Source organism: Kitasatospora sp. NPDC004614, assembly GCF_042873675.1.
Lineage (GTDB): Bacteria > Actinomycetota > Actinomycetes > Streptomycetales > Streptomycetaceae > Kitasatospora.
In genome coordinates this window covers 162,791-184,076 of record NZ_JBIALR010000001.1, presented here as the reverse complement: position 1 = coordinate 184,076, position 21,286 = coordinate 162,791, and the positions used below count along the sequence as shown (strand labels likewise).

Below are 21,286 nucleotides of genomic sequence, written 5' to 3'. Positions count from 1 at the left end.
TCGACACATGCTTGAACGAGTGATCGCCGCATGTGACGGAGCGGCCAAGGGCAACCCCGGGCCGGCGGGCTGGGCGTACGTGGTCGCCGACAGTGCGGCCGTGCCGCAGCGCTGGGAGTCCGGGGCGCTCGGCCACAGCACCAACAACATCGGCGAGTTGACCGCCCTCCAGCAGCTGCTGGCCTCCACCGACCCGGGCGTGCCGCTGGAGGTGCGGCTGGACAGCACCTACACCCGCGACGCCGTCACCAAGTGGCTGGCGGGGTGGAAGCGCAACGGGTGGAAGACCGCCGCGGGCAAGCCGGTCGCCAATCAGGAGCTGATCCAGCGGATCGACGCGCTGCTGACCGGCCGGGACGTCACCTTCGTCTACGTCGCGGCACACCAGGTGGACGGCGACCCGCTGAACGCCATCGCGGACAAGGCCGCCAGCGACGCCGCCCGCACCCAGCAGGGCGCGTCCGGCACCGCGGCCGACCTGCCCGAGCCCGACCCGCAGAGCTCGGCCGCCAAGCCCGCGAGCAAGCCCCGCCGGGCCACCGCCGCGAAGAGCACGACCAAGTCCGCCGGAGGCCGCACCCTCGCCGCCCGCTTCCCGGGCACCTGCCCGTGCGGCACCGCGTACCCGAAGGGCGCGACCATCACCAAGGTCGGCTCCGGCTGGGGCCACCCGGACTGCGCCGCCGCCCACTGACGGCCGGATGTCAGGCGATCGCCGCACCCCACTCCTTGGCCCGGTTCAGCTCGCCGTCGCGCAGCGGTCCGCCGACGTCCTCCACCAGGAAGCCGACGGGCTCGGCCGTGAGGTCGTAGTTGTGGCGGGTGAGGCGCGCGGCGATGCCGTCGGCCGCCGCTCCGGAGTGCTTCCCCTCGACCCGGGTGTCGAACGCGGCGGCGCGGGTGCCCGCGCCCTCGGCCGGCAGGGACCGGAACCAGGAACGCAGGCCGGGGCTCTCCTCCGGTGCGCCGGTCTTCGCGGCGACGGTACGGCTGAGGCCGGTGGACATGCCCCGCATGTGTGTGGGGCCGCCGACCACCAGCAGGTCCGCGTCCCCGACGGCCTCGGTCTCGGCCTCGGCGACCGGCAGGCACCGCACGTCGGCGTCCGGCTTGGTCGTCCGGATGCCGTGGGCGATCGCCTGGGCGACCTGCCCGGTGTTGCCGTACATGCTCTCGTAGACGATCACGGCACGCATGGTTGGTTCCTTCCTCCGGTCGGCGGCTCGAACGGCCGCGCACCAGCAACTTCCACGGTAGGCGTGCCCGGTGGGACGGGCGAGGGCCGACCGGCCCTGGCCCGTGGGGCATCGGGCCCGGTCAGAGCGTGAAGGTGCGGCTCTCGCCGGGCCGCACCGGGACGGCCGTGCCGCGGAAGCGCACCGTGACGGGTTCCGGCCGGTCCGTACCGAGGGCGACGGTCGCGGTCTGCCGGTCGACGGTGATCCGCACGCCCCAGTGGCCGCGGTAGTGCAGGTCGAGGGCGAGGCCGCTGAGCGCGGCGGGCAGCCTCGGGTCGAGCCACAGGGCGTCCTCGCGCAGTTCCAGGCCGGTGTAGCAGCGTTGCAGCAGGTCGGCGGCGCCGGCCATCGCGCCGAGGTGGATGCCCTCGCGGGTGGTGCCGCGCTGGCTGTCGCGCAGGTCGGCGGTGAGCGCGTCGCGGAAGTGCTTCCAGGAGGCGCGGCGGTCGCAGCGGGTCAGTACCCAGGCGTGCACGACGGAGCTCAGGGTGGAGCCGTGGACGGTGCGGTGCAGGTAGTGGGAGACGGTGCGGCGCATCAGTTCGTGTTCGGCGGGGTGGCCGAGGCGGCGCAGCAGGTCGCGGACCTCGTGGGCGGAGAACAGGTACCAGAGCATCAGCACGTCGGCCTGTTTGGAGGCCCGGTAGCGGTTGACGGTGTCGCCCTCGGCCTCCAGGATCCGGTCGAGGCGGCGCAGGTCGGGGTAGCGGCGGCGGTAGGTCGCCCAGTCGAGTTCGGCGAGGTGTTCGTAGCCGTCGAACTGGCTGATCACTCCGTCGTGGAAGGGCACGTGCAGGTGCCGGCCGACGTCCTGCCAGTGCTGGAGTTCGGCGGCGTCCAGGGCGAGGCGCTCGGTCAGTTCGCCGCGGCGGCGGTCGGGCAGCAGGTCGAGGGTGTCCTGGGCGCGGGCGAGGACCCAGGAGGCGAGGACGTTGGTGTACGCGTTGTCGTCGAGCCCGGGACGGTCCGCCCAGGGGTAGGCGTCGTGGTACTCGTCGGGGCCGAGCACCCCGCGGATCGACCAGTGCCCGCGGGACGGCACGTGCTCGGCGGCCGACGCCCAGTAGCGGGCGATCTCCAGCAGCGTCTCGGCGCCGGTCTCGGCGAGGAAGCCGAGGTCGCCGGTGGCCTGGTAGTGCTGCCAGATGTTGTAGGCGACGGCGGAGCCGATGTGCCGTTGCAGGTGGCTGTGGTCGGGCAGCCAGCGGCCGGACAGCGGGTTGAGGTGCACCTGGGCGGACTGTTCCCGCCCGTCGCTGCCGCTCTGCCAGGGGTAGCTGGCGCCGCGGCGGCCCTCCGCGCGGGCGGCGCGCCGGGCGGCGTCGAGGCGGCGGTGGCGGTAGCGCAGGACGGCGCGGGCGAGTTCGGGGAAGCGCAGGTCGAGGACCCGCAGGACGAACAGTTCGTCCCAGAAGACGTGGCCGCGGTACGCCTCGCCGTGCAGGCCGCGGGCCGGTACGCCGACGTCCAGGTCGGCGGAGTGCTCCGACCAGGTCTGCAGCAGGTGGAACAGGTCGAGGTGCAGCGGCCCGCGGCCCGGGAAGTCCGCGTCGATCCGGCAGCGCCGCCACAACTGCGCCCAGCGCAGGGCGTGTTCGGTCAGCAGGTGGTCGAAGTCCTCGGCTTCGGCAACGAGTTGGCGGGCGGCGTCGAGCGGGTCGCCGGTGGCCGGGTCGTGCGAGGTGTGAACGGCGACGGCCTTGTCGACGGTGACGGCCGTGCCGGCGAACGCCTCCACGGCGAAGGTGGTGGCGGCCAGGCCCTCGCCGGCCAGGCCAGCGGACGCGGCTTCGACGGACGCGGCTTCGACGGGCCGGCCGCCGACCCGGACGCGGTGCCGGGCGGCGAGCGCGATGCGCCGGCCCGCGCCGGTGGACACCTCCAGCCACAGCGTGCCGTCCGGGTCGAGGCCCTGGCGCAGCGGGGTGAGGTGCCGGCCGGTGAGTCCCGCGTAGCGTGGCACGCCGCTGTTGGTGACGGTGCCGTCGAGCGCGGAGCGGACCTCCAGCCGGCCGGACCAGTTCTCGGCGGTGAGGACGGTCTCCAGCGCCACCAGGTGCGGCCGGGCCTGGCTGGCGATCCGGCGCTGGACCAGCCGGGTGCGCCGCCCCGCGCCGTCCACGCACAGGGCGCGGCGGGTCAGGACGCCGCGGCGCAGGTCGAGTTCGAGTTCCTGCTCGGCGGGCGGGCCGGTGAACCAGTCGCCGTCCGCGCAGCGGAAGGTCACGGGCAGCCAGTTCGGGCAGTTGACCAGGTCCTCGTGGGTGAACACCCGCCCGCCGACCTCGGAGGCGGTGCGGTCGTAGCAGCCGGCCAGGTAGGTGCCGGGGTAGTGCACGCCGTCCGCGACGGCCTCGGGCGCGGCCCCGCGGGTGACCAGGTAGCCGTTCCCGACGGCGCACAGCGCCTCGCGGAGCCCTTCGTCCAGTGGCGCGAACCCGCGGTGGCGCAGCGTCCACGCGTCCGGCATCAGCCGGTGCAGGGCCTCGGCCCGCCGCTGCGGGGTGTCGGACTGCACGCGTCCACCTCCGTCCGTGTGCGTCGCCCGGTTTCCAGTGTGCGCACGGGGTCGGCGGCCGTGCCGCCCCGGCAACCGTGGCGGGGGCGGCCGGAACCGCCCAGGCTGGTAGGGGAAGCGACAGCGGAGGGCGTGAGAGCGATGAAGGCACTGACCTACCACGGGCCCGGCCGGCGCACCTGGGGCGAGGTCCCCGACCCGGTGGTCCGCGACGCGGAGGACGCGGTCGTCCGGGTGGACGCCGTCACCATCTGCGGCACCGACCTGCACATCCTCAAGGGCGACGTGCCCGAGGTCACCGAGGGCCGGGTGCTCGGCCACGAGGCCGTCGGCACGGTCGTCGAGACCGGCAGCGCGGTCCGCACCGTCGCGGTCGGTGACCGGGTGCTGGTCTCCTGCATCTCGGCCTGCGGGCGCTGCGGGTACTGCCGGCAGGGCAGGTACGGGCAGTGCACGGGCGGCGGCGGGTGGATCCTGGGGCATCTGGTCGACGGGACCCAGGCCGAGTACGTGCGCACCCCGTTCGCCGACAACTCGCTGCACCCGCTGCCGGACACCGTCGACAACGAGACCGCGCTGATGTTCGCCGACATCCTGCCCACCGCGTACGAGGTGGGGGTGCTGAGCGGCCGGGTGGGGCCCGGCGACACGGTGGCGGTGATCGGTGCCGGGCCGATCGGCCTGGCCGCGATCGCCACCGCCCGCCTGTTCAGCCCGCGCCGGATCGTCGCCGTCGACCTGGCGCCGGGCCGGCTGGCCGCCGCCGAGCGGGCCGGGGCCGACGAGGTGCTGCCCGGCAACGGCGACCCGGAGGAGGCGGTGCGGGCGCTCAGCCCGGACGGGCTCGGTGTCGACGTGGCGATCGAGGCGGTCGGCATCCCCGACACCTTCGAGCTCTGCACCCGGCTGGTGCGGCCCGGCGGGCACGTCGCCAATATCGGCGTGCACGGCAGTCCCGCCGTGCTGCACCTCGAAGACCTGTGGATCAAGGACATCACCATCACCACCGGCCTGGTCGACACCGACAGCACACCGCTGCTGCTCGACCTGCTGGCCGCCGGGCGGCTCGACGTGACCGGCCTGGTCACCCACCGGTTCGGGCTCGACGAGATGCCGGACGCCTACGACGTCTTCGGCAACGCCGCCGGGACCGGGGCGCTCAAGGTCGCCCTGTTCCGGGCCTGACCGCCAGGAGGTGGAAATCCATGGAACCGCACCCCCGGACCGGCCCGTCGGCCGCCGCCGCGGTCGCCCACCGGATCGCCGACCGGCAGGCACAGATCGGCCTCAGTCCGGACGCGCTGGCCCACCGGGCCGGCATGTCGCGCTCCTACCTGGAGCTGCTGACCGCGGCCGGTCCGGGCTTCGACCCCAACGGCTTCCTGCGGATCGCCGCCGCGCTCGGCGTGACCTACCACGAGCTGGTCGCCGGCCGCGCCGACCCGCCTCCCGGGCAGGCACCGCCCGCTCCCCGGCCGGTGCTGGTGCGGCTCACCGAGGAGGAGTGCTGGGACCGGGTGGGCACCCGGGGTGTCGGACGGATCGGGCTGCCCGGCGAACACGGCCCGGCGATCCTCCCGGTGAACTACGCCGTCGACCGGCACACCGTCGTCTACCGCACCCACCACCACAGCGCCGCCGACCCGCCGCCCGGCACCGACGTCTCCTTCGAGGTCGACCGGATCGACGACCGCCGGAGCAACGGCTGGAGCGTGCTGGTCACCGGCACCGCCGAGCGGATCGACGACAAGCCGACGCTCCAGCGGCTGATGCGCGACCTCGCCGTCCAGCCCTGGGCGGGCGGGCCGCGCACCAGCTGGATCCGCATCCGTCCGGTGTCCGTCACCGGCCGCCGGATCACCAGCATGCCCGCCGAGGACGAAGACTGAGCCGGCGGCCCCGGGGCGCCGTACCTCCGGGGGACACCGGCCGTCGTCTTCCGGCCAAATGTCTAGACCTTTGCAAGCTCCGGCCTGCCTGAGGGGTAGTCAGAACACGACCCCCACAGTGCAGTTGGAGACCCCCATGACCACTCGCCCGTTCATTCGCCCTGCCGTCCTAGCATTACTCCTCCTGTCCCTGGCCGCGGCCGGGTGCAGCTCCGGCTCCGGCTCGGGAGGAGGTTCCGAGTCGGGCGGCAAGCTCACGGTGTGGCTGGCCGTGGACGCCCAGGAGAGCTGGCCACAACTGGTCCAGTCCACCAATGACCGGTTCGCCAAGGCCCACCCCGGGGTCAAGGTCGAGGTCCAGTACCAGCAGTGGACGACGAAGAACCAGAAGCTGGATGCCGTCCTCGCCGGGAAGAACGTGCCCGACGTGGTGGAGATGGGCAACAGCGAGACCACCAACTACATCGTCAACGGCGCCTTCTCCGCGCTCGACCCGGCCCGCTTCGACCAGTCGGACGCCTGGCTTCCGGCGCTGGCCGACGCGTGCCGCAACGACGGCAGGACCTACTGCGTGCCCTACTACGTCGGGGCCCGGGTCGGCATCTACCGCACCGACCTGTTCACTCGGGCCGGCGTCCCCGGGGCGCCGAAGACGTACCCCGAACTGATCTCCGCCTTCGACAAGTTGAAGAACACCTTCGGCGCCGCCGACCCCAACTTCTCCGCCTTCTACATGCCGGGCCGCTACTGGTACGCGGCCATGGCGTTCGTGAAGGACGCGGGCGGCGAGATCGCGGTGAAGGACGGGGGCCGCTGGAAGTCCTCGCTGTCCTCCCCGGCCTCCGTCGCGGGGCTCACCGAGTGGAAGCGGCTGATCGACACCTACTACGTCGGCGACCGCTCCAAGGACAACGGCGATCAGCCGGGCGTCGTCGGGCAGGGGCACGTGGGCGTGTTCTACGGCAACACCTGGGAGGCCGACGGCGCCGCCGACCCGACCGTGGGCGGGGACCCGAAGCTGAAGGACGAGTTCGCCACCTTCCCCTTCCCCGGCCCGTCCGGAAAGCTCCTGCCGCCGTTCCTCGGCGGCTCCACCCTGGCCGTGCCGGCCAAGTCCGCGCGCAAGGACCTGGCCGCCGACTGGATCAGGATGTTCACCGACCGGGAGTCGCAGCAGGCACTGATCGCCGCGAACACCCTGCCCAACAACACCGCCCAGCTGGCCGAGGTCGCCGCCGGCGGCATCAACGGCCCGGCCGCGCAGGAAGCGGCCACCGGGGGCTGGATGACGCCGTTCGCACCCGGCTGGACGTCGGTGGAGAAGTCCAACATCCTGCCCGAGATGCTCGAACGGATCGCCAACGGCAAGGCCTCGGTGCAGGACGCCACCCGGGACGCCGACAAGCGGATCGACGCAGTGATCAATGAGCGCTGAATCAAAGGGCGTTGGCAGGCCCCGGCGCCGCCCGTCCCTGCTGCCGTACCTGCTGATCGGCCCCACCGTGCTCGCGCTCGTCCTGGTGCTCGGCTACCCGCTCGTGGACATGGTCGTGCTCGCCTTCCAGGACATGACCCGCGAGCAGCTGTTCAGCGGCGCGGCGCCGCCCTGGGCGGGGCTGGAGCAGTTCCGGCGGATCCTCGGGGACGGGTTCTTCTGGACGGTGGTGCTCCGCACGGTGCTGTTCACCGCCGTGTGCGTCGCCCTCACCGTGGCCTGCGGACTGTTCACCGCCCGGCTGATGCACCGCGTCTCGCCGTGGGTGCGGGCCGTCATCGCCGGGGTGCTGGTCACGGTGTGGGCGATGCCCGCCATGGTCGCCGCGTCGATCTTCCGCTGGCTGTTCGACGCCGACTACGGCGCGGTGAACTGGACGCTCTCCCGGCTGCCCGGCGTCGACCTGGCCAAGCACAACTGGTTCACCGACCCGTGGGAGGGCTTCGCCGTCATCGTCGCGGTCGTGGTGTGGGGGGCGCTGCCGTTCGCGGCGATCACCCTGCGGGCGGCGCTGGCGCAGGTCCCGGCGGAGCTGGAGGAGTCCGCGGTGCTCGACGGCGCCCGGCCGTCACAGGTCTTCCGGCACGTCACCCTTCCGGTGATCAGGCCGGTCCTGCTGATGGTCACCACGCTGATGGCCATCTGGGACTTCGGCGTCTTCAACCAGATCTGGCTGATGCGCGGCGGCCAGCCCGAACGGGAGTACTACCTGCTCGGCATCTACTCCTTCATCGAGTCGTTCGCCGTCAACCGGTACAGCACCGGCGCCGCGATCGCGCTGGTGACGGTCGTCCTGCTGCTCGCCGGATCGGTCGTCCACCTGCGTCAGATGCTCAGAACGGGAGAGATCGAATGAGGCACCGGCGATCCCTCGGCCGCGACCTGCTCGGACTGGCCGTGGCCGCGGTGATCGGATTCCCCGTCTACTGGATGGTCCTCACCGCGTTCCGTCCGGCCAACGAAATCCTCAGCCTGCCACCGCACTTCTGGCCGGGCCGCCCCACGCTCGCCAACTTCGCCCGGGCCCTGAACACCGAGACCTTCTGGGCCAACGTGCGCTCCAGCGTCGTGATCGGCGTCGGCACCGTCCTGGTCTCCCTGGTGGTCGGCACCCTCGCCGCGTTCGCCCTGGCCCGCTTCCGCTTCCTGGGCCGGCGGGCGTTCGTGGTGGTGATCCTCGTCGTGCAGATGGTCCCGCTCACCGCCCTGATCATCCCGGTGTACCTGCTGCTGAACGACGTCGGAATGACCGACAGCATCGCCGGTGTGATCATCACCTACCTGGTGTTCACGCTGCCGTTCACGGTGTGGATGCTGCGCGGCTTCATCGCCGGCGTCCCGGTGGAACTCGAGGAGGCCGCCATGGTCGACGGCTGCAGCCGACTCGGCGCGTTCCGCCGGGTGGTCCTCCCCCTGCTCGCCCCCGGCATCGTCGCCACCTCGGTGTTCGCCCTCGTCCAGGCCTGGAACGAGTACGTCCTGGTCTACGTCCTGCTCTCCACCCCGACCAAACAGACCGTCAGCATCTGGCTGGTCTCCTTCCAGACCAGCTTCGGCACCGACTACGGCGGCCTGATGGCGGGCGCCACCCTGACCGCTCTCCCCGTCGTCGTCTTCTTCCTCGCCGTCCAGCGCAGAATCGCCTCCGGCCTCGCCGCCGGTGCCGTCAAGGGCTGACCCCGACGCCTGTCTCAGCGGGCCGCGGCCGGCGGCGTCAGGCGCAGGCCGGCCAGGTCCGGGGGGACGCAGGAGTCGGGGCGGAAGAACGGGGCGGCCGCCCCGTCGGCGGAGGTGGCGGGGGCGTCGGTGAGCCGGAAGCGGTCGCGGAGCCGACCGTAGAAGTCGGTGGGGTGGAGCCGGACCAGCCGTACGCGCTGCGGGGCCCGGTAGACGCCGATCCAGTCGCCGGGGTCGAGCACGCCCCGGAGCTGGCCGTCGACGCTGACCGCGGCGCGGCCGGAGTTCGGCAGGATGCGCAGCGCGACCGGTTCGTCGGGGGCGGCGACGACGGTACGGCTGAAGGTCATATGGGCGGCGATCGGGGTGAACACGACGGCATCCATGTGCGGGGAGAGCACGGGCCCGCCGGCGGAGAAGCTGTACGCGGTGGAGCCGGTGGGCGTGGCGACCACCAGGGCGTCGGCGGAGTAGGCGGCCAGCAGCCTGCCGGAGATGTAGACGCCCGCGCCGACCTGGTGGTCGCGGGCGAGTTTCTCCACCACCACGTCGTTCAGGGCGTTGACGTCCAGCGGCACGCCCCAGCCGTCCCCGGCGATGCCCTCCGGCCGTGCCTGCGGGGGCGGCAGGGTGGGGCCGCGTCCGTGGCTGAGGAACGGCTCCAGCTCGGCGGGGACCTCCGGCGGCCGGGAGGCGCGCATGGTCAGCGTCATCCGCTCCTCGACGGGGGCGTGGCCGGCGTGCACGGTGTCGAGGGCGGTGGCGAGGTCGTCGGCCGGCACTTCGGTGAGGAAGCCGACCTTCCCCAGATCGACCCCGAGCACGGTGGCGCCGGTCTTCACGGCGATCCGGGCGCCGCGCAGGAAGGTCCCGTCCCCGCCCAGGGTGACGACCAGGTCCGGGTTCCCGGCCGCGCGGGCCTCCTCCCGCCCGGAGCGGCGCTGCTGGTGCGGCGACCACACGTCGATCTCGGTGCACGGCACCCCCCGCGCCGCGCACCACCCGCGCACGACCCCCGCCGCCTCCCGCGCGGCGGCCCGCCCCTGGTGAACAACCAGCCCGACGTGCTGCACGGCCATGCTGGACCTCGTCCCGTTCGACGGCCCCTCCCGCCGGAGTGCGGGCGCCGCATACTGCCACCCGGCCAATCCTCGGATCCCCGCGCACGATCGGTCCGCCGACATGCCGCCGACGCGGCCTTGACCTGTGCATTAGCCGGTAATTAAGCGACGACGGACCGCTTTTGAACCGGACCCGCCAATGCTGGTGCCGCGCTGGTACGGCAATCCGCCGCACAGCCGACGCGGGAGGCGCCAGATGATCGAGAAGTTCGAAATCGGGTCCGACCTGATGGGCTGCAAGCTCTACATGGAGCCCCTCGGCGTCTCGGACGACGAGGTCGTGGCCCACGGCATCGACCTGCCCAAACCGGCCCCCGAGCCGGACGGCGAGCGCACCGAAGACCCGGCCTGACGGCCCGTCCGGCAGTCGCTCCAAGGCTGCCCGGGCACTGGCGAACGACACCCGGAACATCCGCTTCCACCCCCTGGAGAGACTCATGTCCGAGAAGTCCGAGAAGTTCGAGACCCCCGAGGTCGTCTGCGGCATCTACGACAAGGCGTCGCCCCTCGGCAACGCCGACGACGTCCTCGCCCACACCGCCGAGAAGCTCGAGGCCCCCGAGGTCGTCTGCGGCGTCTACGACAAGGAATACCCCTCCAACTCCGAGGACGTCCTCGCCCACACCGCCGAGATGCACGAGGGCGCCGAGGTCGTCTGCGGCATCTACGACAAGGAATACCCCTCCAACTCCGAGGACGTCCTCGCCCACACCGCCGAGATGCACGAGGGCGCCAAGGTGATCTGCGGCGTCTACGACACGGACCTCGAGGGCTAGTACCGCGTGGCCGGATCCGTGGAGCCGCGCCCGGGTTCCGGCCACGCGCCCCGTTCCCGCTCGGATGCCCCGTCCGACTCGTCGCAGGAAGCACTCGCCGCAGGAAGCACTCGCCGCAGGAAGCCCCCGTCACAGGAAGCGCAGGCCAACCGTGAGAATCATCGAAGGCAGGTCCGGCGTCTGGCACCTGGGCCCCGGCGGGACGCTGCTGCTGCCCCACCGCTACTACCGGGACGGTGTGCTGACCGAGGAGGGCGCGCGGGAGCTGGAGCAGGCGGACCTCGCGCGGCGCGCGCCGAAGAGCGACTACAGCCTGACGGTGGTCACCTCAACGGCCTGCAACCTCGGCTGCCCGTACTGCTTCCAGAACACCGACGCCGCCCAGCCGGGGCGCTTCGACCCGCCGCGGATCGACAGGCAGGTGCTCGACGGCCCCACCATCGACCGGATCGTCGAGTTCACCCGGCCCCGGATGGAACGCGCGGGCGCCCGGCGGCTGTTCGTCCTGCTGTTCGGCGGCGAGCCGCTGCTCAACCCGTGGGCGTGCCGTGAACTCCTGGTCCGCCTGGCCGCGTTGGGGCCGGTCGCCGCCTCGATGGTCAGCAACGGGGTGCTGCTGACGCCCCGCCGGGCCGAGAAGCTGGAGCAGGTCGGGCTGCGCTCGGTGCAGATCACCCTGGACGGCCCGAAGGAGCTGCACGACTCGCTGCGCGCGACCCGGTCCGGTCGCGGCACCTACGAGTCGATCCTCGACAACCTCGCGGCCGTCCAGGGCGCCACCGCCCTGCGGTTCGGCCTGCGGCTCAACACCACCGCCGAGGGCCTGCCCCACCTGGAGGGCCTGGTCCGGTCGCTGGCCGAACGGGTGGACCCGTCGCGCTGCACCCTGGACATCGCCCCGGTGCTCAACTACGAGGGCATGTTCGGCGACGTGCTGGACCGCTCCGGCGGCGAGGTGGAGACCATCCTGGCCGCCTACACCGCCGCCCTGGAGGCCGGGTTCACGGTGAACTGGCCCGGCGGCGGCGAGTGCGGCTTCTGCGGCGAGCGGGACGGCACCTCCGGCGCGGTCGTCAACGCGGACGGGACGCTGTACAGCTGCTGGGAGACGATCGGCAAGCCCGGGTACGAGGTCGGGGACATCGACGGCGGCTACACCTCCTACCCGCAGGAACGCTGGGTCAGCTGCGGCGAGTTCGCCCAGCAGTCGGCGACCGAGGCGGCCTCCCGGGCGTTCGACGACACCCTCTCGGTGGGCCTGCTGGAACTGCTGCGCACCCACAAGCGCCGCACCGAGGCGCTCGCGGCCGGGTGAGGACACCGGCCGGCACGCCCCACCGCACCCACCCCGAACAGGAGTCGCTCATGAGCACCGTCCCCACCGACCACGCGGCCGTCGCCTACGACGCCACCGCCCCGTTCTACGACGCGCTGACCCGCGAGGACAACTACACCCTCTTCGGCGACCTGCTGGAGCAGCTGATCAAGCGCGCCACCCCGCCCGGGGACCGCCTGCTGGACGCGGGCTGCGGCACCGGTCGCAGCACCGTGGCGTTCGCGGAGCGCGGCTTCCGGCCGACGGGGACGGACATCAGCCCCGCCATGATCGCGATCGCGCGGACCACCCACGCGGACACCGGCATCGACTTCCACGTGCACGACATCCGGCTGCCGTTCGCGCACGGCGGGCCCTACGACGTGGTGCTGTGCATGAGCGACATCGCCAACTACCTCGCCGACCCCGCCCACTTGGCCGAGGCCCTGGTCAGCCTGGGCCAGGTGATGAGCCCGGGCGGTGTGCTGGTCTTCGACGCCAACACCCGGCACGGCTACCGGCTGATGCACGAGCCGCACGTCTTCGAGTCGGAGGGCCTGCACGTGACCCTGCGCGGCCGCTTCCTGCCCGAGAACGGCGACCCGGAGCGGTTCCGGCTGAACATGACCGCCTTCCGGCGGTCCGCCGAGGCCCCCGGGGTGTGGTCCCGGGAGAGCATCGACCACCTCCAACGGCACCACTCCGTCGAGGAGTTCACCCGTCTCCTGGACGCGGCCGGCCTGGACCTGGTCGCCGCGCACGGCCTGAACCGCGACGGCAGCATGGCCGACTCGGTGGACGAGGACAGCCACACCAAGGGCCTGTACGTCGCCGTCCGCCGCACCGCCGGCTGACACCGGGACCGGGCCGTGATCAGCAGGAGTTACACGCTCATCTGGGTCAGCCAGGCGATGTCCGACATGGCGAGCGAGATGACCTCGCTCGCCCTGCCGCTGGCGGTGCTGGCCTCCACCCGGTCGGCGGTGGACGCGGCCCTGGTGGCCACGGCTGTGGGTGTCGCCCAGCTGGTCGCCAAACTGCCCAGCGGTCTGATCGCCGACACGGTCAACCGCAAGTCGCTGATGCTGCTCTGCGACGCCGGCCGGGCCGTGATCGCGCTGCTGCTCGTGCTCACCCTGGCGATGGGCCATCTGACCACGGTCGTCGCGGTGGCCGCCGCGGCGGCGACGGCCGTGGTCTCGACGCTGTTCTCGTCGGCCGAGTCGGGCGTCCTGCGGCAGTCCGTCCCGGTCGAGCGGCGGCGGGAGGCGATCACCCGAACCATCGTCCGCACCAACATCGCCATCGCCGTCGGCCCGCCACTGGGCGGGCTGCTGCTCACCCTCGGCGCGCCGATCGCCTTCCTGGTGGACGCCGTCTCCTACCTGCTCTCCCTGGCCCTGCTCTCCCAGGTGGTGTACGAGCACCTGCCGCGCCCGCCGTCCGACCGGAACGGCGCGGGTCCGGTGCGCCACACGGCCGGCGAGCTCACCCGGGGTTTCGGCTGGGTGGCCCGACGGCGTCCGCTGCTGTTCCTGGTGGGCGTCGTCGCCTACATCAACCTGCTGGGCCGCGCCATCGAACTGCTGGCCGCGATCGGCGCCTCGGACGTGGGACGCCACCCGGTCTCGGCCGGCTGGGTGCTGACCGCCGCCGGGTGCGGCGGGATCGTCGGCGGCATCTGCACCGGGTGGGTCCTGCGCCGGTTCCGGCCGGCCACCGTGCTGCTGGGCGTGATGGCGGTGTGGCTGGTGGTCACGCCGCTGGTGGCGCTCGGCTCGATGCTGCTCACCGTCGCGGCGGTGGGCGTGATCGTCTTCTTCCTGCCGCTGATCGGCTCGCTGGTCTTCCTCCAGGTCAGCCTGGACTCCCCGACCCACCTCCAGGGCCGGATCTCGGCGGCGGTCATCCTGCTGGCCGGCAGCATCGCCTGGGCCGGGCCCGGCATCACCGGTTTCCTGATCACCGGCGCGGGCGGCCCGACCGCCTCGATCGTCCTGGTCGCGCCCCTGCTGCTCCCCCTGGCCGCCCTCGCCACCAGCCCACGCCTGCGCGCCGCCGTCAACACCGCCCCCACGCCGACGCCCGACCCGGCCACCGTCCAGGAACCCGCGGCGGCCGCCCCGGCCGCACAGAAGTGAGCTCCGTCAGAGCTGACGCCAGTGGAGTTCGTCGGGATCGGTGACATTGGTGGCCCCTGTGGCGAGCACCCGGTCCGTTCCCTGTCCGCCCAGCGAAGCGGTGACGGCCACGCGCGGGGCGCGCTCGGCGACGGCGTCGTCCGGGGCAACCCAGGAGCTGGCATGTTCGACGCGTGCTCGCACACGTCGGTGGGAGCGGTTGTCGTCCTTCTGCCAGTCGGTCAGGTCCGGGCCCGGTCGGCGGCGGTGCGGGAGTCGGCGAACGCGCGGCAGTCGTTGTGGTTGCCGGGCACGGGCCAGCCTTTAGAGAGCTTCTCCCGGCATCCGGCCGGGCGGCGGTTTTGAGGGGCCGCTACCGGGGGGCAGCTCACCGGGCATGAGTCCGCGCGAAACGTCACCGGCCGCTGTCGCCGTCGGGGCGGCGGGTTGCGCAGGGCTGGGGCCGCTTGGAAGCAGACTGCCGCGGCTCCGGTCGGCAGCTGGCCCCGCCAGTGATCCCTTCGTCCCCCGGGCGAGGTTGATGGCTGTGACGAGGCCGGCCAGGCTGAAGCCCCCTCCTCCATCCGCACCCTTGTCAGCACTGTCCGCTTCGATCACCATGTTGGCCCTGCGGCGGACGCTGGCATCGCTGTCGGAGACGAGATCGGCGAGAACGACGGCGGCCGAGGGCGTCGGAAGGTTCCGGGTCGCACCGGCAGCAGCGACTCTGAGCAGCGGGTTGTCGCTCCGAGCGGCGTCCGCCACCACGTCGTGTCCTGTGGCCGCCGGGAGCAGACTCGCCGCATACGCCGCCTTTGAGGCGAGCATCGGGTCGCTTCCGTGCAGGAGGCTCTCCAGGAACGGCACCCCTTCGGCACCGAGCGCTTCGACACCGGCGTAATTCGGCTCTTCCGGCGCGAGGAGCTTGAGGACGTCTTCCATCGTGACAGCCATAAGGCTTCCTAGGATCTCCGAGAGAACTCGCTTGACATAATGATCGCACCCTCGTCGGGCACCAGCTCCGGCGGTGGATTTATGATATTTCGCGTTCCGTTCCCCGTCATAAGTCGGTGATTGTCGTTGACATGCTGGAGCCCCAGCACATGGCCGACCTCGTGCGCCATGGTCCATTCCGTGGCTTCCTGGGCGATGACCACGGCCGGGACTCCGTCCGGGTGCGCGGCACAGCCGTTGTACGGCGGAATCGTCGACCGGACGAAGTAGACGACTGCTTCTGCCCCTCCCGCGTTGTCGCGATGGGAAAACAGCTGGTTCTGCTCGGCCGAGGTCTGCCCCATCACGCACTGTCCGACCTCGACGTCGCTGAGCTCTGGAATATTCAAGGTTTCGGTGGAGCCCACCTCCACGGATATTCCGCGCGTTGCGTAAACTTCGACCATGCGGGCCAAGGAGTCATCCAGCGGGACACTGGGCGGTGCGATGATCTTTGCGTGAATGCGCACGCTGGCGCTGGGCGCGGCGGGGGCAGCGACCGGCGGAACCGATGCCTGAGCGGTACCGCTCCAGATCGCACTGTCCGACCCGCCGGCCAGCAGATCGATCTTCCCGACCTCCCGGGTGATGGCACTGGGGGCGCTGGCCAGCATGCCACCGAGGCGTTCCCAGCCCGACCAACCACCGTCGTAGCCGTTGTGCATCAGAGCCGAATCCGTACCCCGAGCGAAGACGTCGAGCCGATCGGGGGACCAGCCGCACAGGGTTGGCGATGAGGTGAGAGTGCCGCCGAGGGACTGCCAGCCAGACCAGCCGTGATCGTAGCTGTTGTGCCATATGGCGGAGTCGGTGCCGCATGCGACCACATCGATCTTCCCGGCCTCCCGGGTGATGGCGCTGGGGGCGCTGGCCAGCATGCCACCGAGGCGTTCCCAGCCCGACCAACCACCGTCGTAGCCATTGTGCATCAGAGCCGAATCCGTACCCCGAGCGAAGACGTCGAGCCGATCGGGGGACCAGCCGCACAGGGTTGGCGATGAGGTGAGAGTGCCGCCCAGGGACTGCCAGCCAGACCAACCGTGATCGTAGCTGTTGTGCCATATGGCGGAGTCGGTGCCGCATGCGACCACATCGATCTTCCCGACCTCCCGGGTGATGGCACTGGGGGCGCTGGCCAGCATGCCACCGAGGCGTTCCCAGCCCGACCAACCACCGTCGTAGCCGTTGTGCATCAGAGCCGAATCCGTACCCCGAGCGAAAACATCGAGCCGATCGGGGGACCAGCCGCAGGCTGTTGGTGCACTCGTCACCTGGCCCCCGAGACTCTGCCATTGGAGCGAAACCATAGCTCCAGTAGACGACTGGACGGGACAGGTTTCCAGTTGAGGATTATATCTGTATGCATCCAATCAGTCACGCAAGGCAATGGAAGGTCAAGTATGGGAGAGCAGCAGCCCATCACACACGTTCAGGCAGGATGCGTCTCTGGCATGTGCGATCTGTACGTCGATCTATCAAAGTTGCCAGGTCCAGCTGCCAACCAAACTGGCCAAGGAGGAAAACCCGGCGGCGGCAAGGGAAAGGGGGCGGGACTGGCTGACATCCCCAACGGTTCGCAGGGCTGCGAAATTTTCCTCGAAGTGCCGGTGGAACCAATGAAGGTGGCAGGCCCAGCAGGTAAGACGCAAGCAGACATCGACGGCGGGGGCGGCGGGGGCGGAGGCGGCGGCGGCGGGGGCGGCGGCGGGGGCGGCGGAGGCGGCGGAGGCGGAGGCGGCGGAGGCGGCGGAGGCGGTGGCACCAAGACCCAGGAGTTGATGGATGTTGCCGATGGCAATGGCGGCGGAGGCGGCGGAGGCGGCGGCTGTGGGGTCCACATCCACTGCATCGAAGCCTCTGCGGCTGATGTGGACGGCGGCCATGGCGGCACGGACCCCACTGGCGGCGGGGGCGGTGGCGGGGGCGGTGGCGGTGGGGGCGGCGGGGGCGGCGGCGGTGGTGGAGGCGCCCGAGCGTCACTGGCTGACCGGTCCCAGTGCGACGGGCCTGAGTGCGGGATCTACCTAGGCTGACCGCCCCCGGACCGACGCTCGTTCCGCCGAGTGGAGTGCCGTGAGCACGCTTGCAGGGACGCAGCTTCGGCTGCGTCCCTGCAAGCAGCAGATTCCGCCTCAGCTCTCGCCCTCCGCTTTCCTCGTCCCTTGCTTATTCAGAAGACTTATTCAGAAGAGAGATCATGCTGGGAACCCGTGTTGACGAAATCGACGCCCCACGACTGATCAGGAGCACGCACGGTTGGTGGTTCCTCGGGAACCAGACCTGGACCCTTCTGAAATCGGAACAGGTGCTCCAGGACGGGACGATCTGCGCAGAAATCGAAGAATTTCTTCACAGCCACGGGGCCTACCGTCCACGCATTCCATCCGCTTACACCCTGACCGTGCTCCCCACCACAACATGCAACCTGGGCTGTGGCTACTGTTTCCAGAACACCGGCCTCGATCCAGCCGGTGGAAACAAACCCCAGCGCATCGACGGCTACCGGCTCGATACCGCCACCATCGATCGCATCGCGCATTTCACGGAAAGCCAAATGGAGCGCGCCGGCCTGCGCAGCCTCGACCTCGTCGTTTTCGGGGGTGAGCCGTTGCTCAATCCGCGCGGCTGCCTGGCGCTGCTGCAACACTGCGGGACGATCGGCCTGCGCTCAGCGGTGATGACGACCAACGGTGTGCTTCTCACGCCCACCATCGCAAAAAACCTCAACGCCGCCGGACTCAGTGGCGTACAAGTGACCTTCGACGGCAGCCGAGAAGATCACGATCGAATCCGCGTGACCCGAAACGGTGGAGCCACTTTCGATACCATCGTCCGGAATGTGGCCCGGGCGACCGATGTCACCACCCTTTCCTGGGGGCTGAGGGTCAATATCTCCCATCACAACTTCGATCGGATCGGCGAGGTCTTCGCACAGTGGAAGGAACACCTCGACCCTGGCCGCTGCACTGTGTCCTTCGCATGGGTCGGGGACGCCGGTTTCGGCTACGGCAACGATCTGCGGCACGTCGACGAAGTCAGTCAGAAGTTCGTAGAGTGGCAGGTCATGGCACTTGAGTGCGGATTCCGTATCACGCGGCCCGGCATGAAGACCACCTGCCACACCTGCTCGGCCCCGGGCGGAAAGTACGGCGCTGTGGTCAATGCCGACGGGACCTTGTACAGCTGCTGGCAGTCGGCGGGAAAGGATGGCTTCGAGGTCGGCACGCTCGATGACGGCTACCTGACCGCTGACCGGGTGAGCGACCGCTGGGTACAGTGCGGCTACGAATACGACCAGGCACCGACTGAGGTGGTCGCCGATTTCCACGACCGGGTGGACGGCCAGGTACTGGATTATCTGTACGCGACCGGCCGACTGTAGCGCCACCGCCAGGGGAAGCTTGATCCGGCCCACGGGAAAGGGCTTTAGCGCCGAAAGGGAGATGCCTTGAGAGTTCTGCTGTGCCCGCTGAGTGATCCCGGGTTTCTGTATCCGGTCGTCGCCGTCGGCGTGGAGCTCCGCAATCGAGGACATGACGTAACCATGATTGGCCGCCCGGCCGCCGCCGACGTCGCTTCCTCCGCCCGCCTCGACTTCCTCTCTTCGGCAGATTACGGAGCCACTCGATCGTTCAATGCCGCCCACTGGTACCAGGAAGGCGCCGAACAGTACACGGCGGTCAGGTGCGCCGGCAAGGAATCCCGCCCCGACGTCCTCATCACGTCGATTCTGTGCCACGGCGCCCTCCTTGCTGCTGAGAGCCTGAACATCCCGGTAATCGTGATGGGCCTGGCTGCATATTTGTGGCCCTATACCGCCGGGGGAGACGCCGAGCCGCAGTTGCATGACACCCGTGAATGGCGGCTCAAGGAAACCTTTCGCCATTACTCCGAACTTCGCTCGGAACTCGGCCTCGGGCCGATACGAACGGGCGACCTCCAGAGTCCGCTCATCGGGGATCAACTTCTCCTGCGCGGCCACGCCGACCTCGAACTTCCCGGCGCAATCCTTCCGGAACGCGTCAGGAATGTCGGCCCCTGCTGGTGGGAGCCGCCGCCGAGTCAGGTCGACATGGAAGCGGTCAACCGATTCCTGGACTCAAGCGACAAGCCTTTGCTGTATGTGCACCTAGGGCGTACTTTCGGCAGGAAAGGCGCCTCACCGGACATCGCGAGGTTCTTCTCGAATTCGCCTTTCCGGGTTGCGATCGAGGTGGGGCGTAACGACCCGGTGGCAGTCGCCGACTTTGAGGGTCGTGATCTGCTCCTTGTTCGCAAGCCGTGGATGACTCCGATCGTCAAGCACGCCGACCTCGTCGTCAGCAACGCCACGACTTCTCCCGTGCTGTGTGCTCTGCTCCACAAGCGGCCGCAGCTCGTCTCACCCGTCGGAGGGGAACAACCCGTGCTGGCGAAGGCATGTGTGCGGGCAGGCGTCGCCGCTCCCCTGCCGACGGACTCCACACCCGTAAGTGCGCTGGAGAAAGCGCTCGCCGATTCGGTCATGCGGAGCCGAGTGGAAGCGCTGAGCGCTGAGCTCTGCGACATCAAGAGTGCTGCTGTGGCTGCGGATATCGTCGAAGCAACCGCCCGATGACACCTTTTCACCCTGTATAAGAAGAAGTGCCCCCGGCGCGGAGAGTCCAGGACGTGCCCCGCCGTCAGTCCCGCTCGGCCACGCCCGGCACCGTGACGACGGGACAGCTCGCCTCGTGCAGCAGCCCGCGGGGCACGGAGCCGAGCCGCATGCCGGTGAAGCCGCCGCTGCCGCGTCGTCCGACCACGACGGCCAGCGCGTGCCGGGACTCGTCGGCGAGCACCCGGACAGGATGGCCGGGGACGACTTCGCTCGTGACGGGCACGTCCGGGTTCGCGGCCAGTTGTCCGGCCGTTGTGTGGGCCAACGTGCGGCGCAGTTCGTCGAGTGTGGCGTCCTCGTCGATGCGTGCCAGGCGTGGCCGCTGCCACACCCACAGGGCCCGCACCGTCGCGTCGCGGTGCCGCGCCAGTTCGAGGGCGGCGGCGAAGGCGACGGCCGAGGAGGCGCTGCCGTCGACTCCGACGACAATTCGGGGCGGGTCGTCCGGCTCCTCCTGGCGCCCGCCGACCACGACCACCGGGCAGTCGGCCTGCGCGCTCACCGGCACGGTGATCGAGTAGCCGCTGAGCAGTTCCTCGACCCGGCTGAGCGAGCGCGAGCCGAGCACCACGTACGCGGCCTCGTGGGAGGCCCGGACCAGGACCGGGCCCGGCGCCCCCTCCAGGATCTCGGCGGACACCTCCAGCTCGCGGTGCCGCGTCCGGGCGAGCCGGCCGGCGAGGTGGAGCTGCCGGCGTCCGACCCGCCTCTGGTCCTGCTGGAAGGCCGCCCCGAGCACGCGCATGCTCCGGGGAGACGGCTGAACGACGTGGATCATGCGCAACGGGAGGCCTCGACGTTCCGCCTCGTCCGCCGCCCAGCGCAGCGCGTCGTCGTGATCGCCGAGCGCGTCGACGCCCAGGACGATCGAACGGCCCGGATCGGTGGCTGCCATCAGTCCTCCAGTGAGCCCTCGGGCCTCGCCCGCCGGACCTCGTCGGCTCCCCTCTCGCACGGTATGCGGCACCGGGGGAAGCCGCGCGCCGGAGCACCTCGGCCGCCGGGGATCTGTCCCGGTGTGAGGGCGGTTACCGTTGACGCACGGTGGCCGGGACGAGCCAGGGGAGCGGGCGGGAGCAGATGGCAGCGGCGCGGACGTTCGGAGGACCGGCACGCCGGCCACGGGCCCGCCTGTTCCACGCGCTGCTGCTCGCGCTGGTCGCGGCGCTGGCCCTGCTCGTGCACCACAGCATCTCGGCCGAGGCGTCCCCGGCGATGCCGGGCATGGCTCACCACACGGCCACGTCGGCGGGCAGCTCGGTGCCGCACGGGCAGGTCGCCCACTCCCCCGCCGGTCAGCAGTGTGCGACCGGCATGCACTGCGTCGGAACCGACGTCCGCGGGCCGGTGCTCACCGCGCCGCCCGCGCACCCGGTGCCCGCCGCCGCGGCGCCCGGCATGAAAGCGGGCGGCCCGCACGACGGCCGGCACCCTGCCGGGCCGTCCCCGCCCGATCCGTCACTCCTCTCGGTGCTGCGCATATAGGCGCGGGCCGCGGCCGCCGC

Annotated in this window: 21 protein-coding genes and 1 pseudogene; 14 read left to right on the top strand and 8 right to left on the bottom strand. The window is 70.9% G+C overall.

What is annotated here, in order from left to right; all coding sequences use genetic code 11:
- The first annotated feature begins 7 nt into the window (after window positions 1–7).
- Window positions 8–694: a ribonuclease H gene (locus ACFYST_RS00785; RefSeq protein WP_387858917.1), complete on the top strand. Its 687-nt coding sequence runs from the start codon at window positions 8–10 to the stop codon at window positions 692–694.
- Window positions 695–704: 10 nt separating this feature from the next.
- Here ACFYST_RS00785 and ACFYST_RS00780 read toward each other — a convergent pair whose 3' ends face one another.
- Window positions 705–1,196, bottom strand: coding sequence for a flavodoxin family protein (locus ACFYST_RS00780; RefSeq protein WP_387636284.1), 492 nt, complete (start codon window positions 1,194–1,196; stop codon window positions 705–707).
- Window positions 1,197–1,317: 121 nt separating this feature from the next.
- The gene (locus tag ACFYST_RS00775; protein WP_387858915.1) at window positions 1,318–3,756 is read right to left on the bottom strand and encodes a glycoside hydrolase family 65 protein; all 2,439 of its coding nucleotides are present in this window, start codon (window positions 3,754–3,756) and stop codon (window positions 1,318–1,320) included.
- 141 nt (window positions 3,757–3,897) lie between these two features.
- Between ACFYST_RS00775 and ACFYST_RS00770 the strand changes: the two genes are divergently transcribed.
- From ACFYST_RS00770 to ACFYST_RS00750, 5 genes are all read left to right on the top strand, one after another.
- On the top strand, window positions 3,898–4,941 hold the full coding sequence (locus ACFYST_RS00770; protein WP_387858913.1) for a zinc-dependent alcohol dehydrogenase family protein: 1,044 nt from the start codon (window positions 3,898–3,900) through the stop codon (window positions 4,939–4,941).
- A 20-nt stretch (window positions 4,942–4,961) separates the two neighbouring features.
- Entirely contained in the window at window positions 4,962–5,645 is a 684-nt protein-coding gene (locus ACFYST_RS00765) for a pyridoxamine 5'-phosphate oxidase family protein (protein ID WP_387858911.1), read from the top strand.
- A gap of 271 nt (window positions 5,646–5,916) precedes the next feature.
- Window positions 5,917–7,080 (top strand): extracellular solute-binding protein, encoded by a 1,164-nt coding sequence (locus ACFYST_RS00760; RefSeq protein WP_387858910.1) that lies wholly within the window; start codon window positions 5,917–5,919, stop codon window positions 7,078–7,080.
- Window positions 7,070–7,996 (top strand): carbohydrate ABC transporter permease, encoded by a 927-nt coding sequence (locus ACFYST_RS00755; RefSeq protein ID WP_387858909.1) that lies wholly within the window; start codon window positions 7,070–7,072, stop codon window positions 7,994–7,996. The genes ACFYST_RS00760 and ACFYST_RS00755 overlap by 11 nt, the downstream gene beginning before the upstream one ends.
- Window positions 7,993–8,817: a carbohydrate ABC transporter permease gene (locus ACFYST_RS00750; protein WP_387858907.1), complete on the top strand. Its 825-nt coding sequence runs from the start codon at window positions 7,993–7,995 to the stop codon at window positions 8,815–8,817. Before ACFYST_RS00755 ends, ACFYST_RS00750 begins: the two co-directional genes overlap by 4 nt.
- 14 nt (window positions 8,818–8,831) lie before the next feature.
- Here the strand turns inward: ACFYST_RS00750 and ACFYST_RS00745 are convergent, their stop codons facing one another.
- Window positions 8,832–9,896 (bottom strand): NAD(+)/NADH kinase, encoded by a 1,065-nt coding sequence (locus ACFYST_RS00745; RefSeq protein WP_387636303.1) that lies wholly within the window; start codon window positions 9,894–9,896, stop codon window positions 8,832–8,834.
- Between the two features lie 238 nt (window positions 9,897–10,134).
- On the opposite strand from ACFYST_RS00745, the gene ACFYST_RS00740 reads away from it, so the two are divergent.
- The 5 genes from ACFYST_RS00740 (at window position 10,135) to ACFYST_RS00720 (ending at window position 14,170) form a co-directional block, all read left to right on the top strand.
- Entirely contained in the window at window positions 10,135–10,290 is a 156-nt protein-coding gene (locus tag ACFYST_RS00740; protein ID WP_387858906.1) for a hypothetical protein, read from the top strand.
- 85 nt (window positions 10,291–10,375) lie between these two features.
- On the top strand, window positions 10,376–10,714 hold the full coding sequence (locus tag ACFYST_RS00735) for a hypothetical protein (RefSeq protein WP_387636309.1): 339 nt from the start codon (window positions 10,376–10,378) through the stop codon (window positions 10,712–10,714).
- 151 nt (window positions 10,715–10,865) lie between these two features.
- A complete protein-coding gene (locus ACFYST_RS00730) occupies window positions 10,866–12,029 on the top strand; it encodes a radical SAM protein (RefSeq protein WP_387858904.1) in 1,164 nt (387 codons plus the stop codon).
- 50 nt (window positions 12,030–12,079) lie between these two features.
- Window positions 12,080–12,883, top strand: coding sequence for a class I SAM-dependent DNA methyltransferase (locus tag ACFYST_RS00725; protein WP_387636313.1), 804 nt, complete (start codon window positions 12,080–12,082; stop codon window positions 12,881–12,883).
- A 15-nt stretch (window positions 12,884–12,898) separates the two neighbouring features.
- The gene (locus ACFYST_RS00720) at window positions 12,899–14,170 is read left to right on the top strand and encodes an MFS transporter (protein ID WP_387858902.1); all 1,272 of its coding nucleotides are present in this window, start codon (window positions 12,899–12,901) and stop codon (window positions 14,168–14,170) included.
- A 162-nt stretch (window positions 14,171–14,332) separates the two neighbouring features.
- On the opposite strand, the pseudogene ACFYST_RS00715 reads toward ACFYST_RS00720, so the two are convergent.
- From ACFYST_RS00715 to ACFYST_RS00700, 4 genes and pseudogenes are all read right to left on the bottom strand, one after another.
- Window positions 14,333–14,425 (bottom strand): annotated as a pseudogene (locus ACFYST_RS00715) (IS5/IS1182 family transposase); the annotation flags it as partial.
- Window positions 14,426–14,473: 48 nt separating this feature from the next.
- Complete coding sequence (locus ACFYST_RS00710; RefSeq protein WP_387858900.1) at window positions 14,474–15,103, bottom strand: HEAT repeat domain-containing protein; 630 nt, start codon at window positions 15,101–15,103, stop codon at window positions 14,474–14,476.
- 8 nt (window positions 15,104–15,111) lie between these two features.
- The gene (locus ACFYST_RS00705) at window positions 15,112–16,335 is read right to left on the bottom strand and encodes a hypothetical protein (RefSeq protein ID WP_387858899.1); all 1,224 of its coding nucleotides are present in this window, start codon (window positions 16,333–16,335) and stop codon (window positions 15,112–15,114) included.
- Window positions 16,336–16,617: 282 nt separating this feature from the next.
- Window positions 16,618–17,025 carry a hypothetical protein gene (locus ACFYST_RS00700; RefSeq protein WP_387858897.1) on the bottom strand — a complete coding sequence of 136 codons (408 nt, stop codon included), beginning with the start codon at window positions 17,023–17,025 and terminating at the stop codon, window positions 16,618–16,620.
- A gap of 314 nt (window positions 17,026–17,339) precedes the next feature.
- On the opposite strand from ACFYST_RS00700, the gene ACFYST_RS00695 reads away from it, so the two are divergent.
- The gene (locus ACFYST_RS00695) at window positions 17,340–18,524 is read left to right on the top strand and encodes a radical SAM protein (protein ID WP_387858895.1); all 1,185 of its coding nucleotides are present in this window, start codon (window positions 17,340–17,342) and stop codon (window positions 18,522–18,524) included.
- 66 nt (window positions 18,525–18,590) lie between these two features.
- Window positions 18,591–19,739 carry a glycosyltransferase gene (locus ACFYST_RS00690; protein WP_387858893.1) on the top strand — a complete coding sequence of 383 codons (1,149 nt, stop codon included), beginning with the start codon at window positions 18,591–18,593 and terminating at the stop codon, window positions 19,737–19,739.
- A 64-nt stretch (window positions 19,740–19,803) separates the two neighbouring features.
- Here ACFYST_RS00690 and ACFYST_RS00685 read toward each other — a convergent pair whose 3' ends face one another.
- Entirely contained in the window at window positions 19,804–20,676 is an 873-nt protein-coding gene (locus tag ACFYST_RS00685; protein ID WP_387858891.1) for a universal stress protein, read from the bottom strand.
- Between the two features lie 185 nt (window positions 20,677–20,861).
- Here ACFYST_RS00685 and ACFYST_RS00680 point away from each other — a divergent pair, with 185 nt between their 5' ends.
- Window positions 20,862–21,266, top strand: coding sequence for a hypothetical protein (locus tag ACFYST_RS00680; protein WP_387858889.1), 405 nt, complete (start codon window positions 20,862–20,864; stop codon window positions 21,264–21,266).
- Window positions 21,267–21,286: the final 20 nt, after the last annotated feature.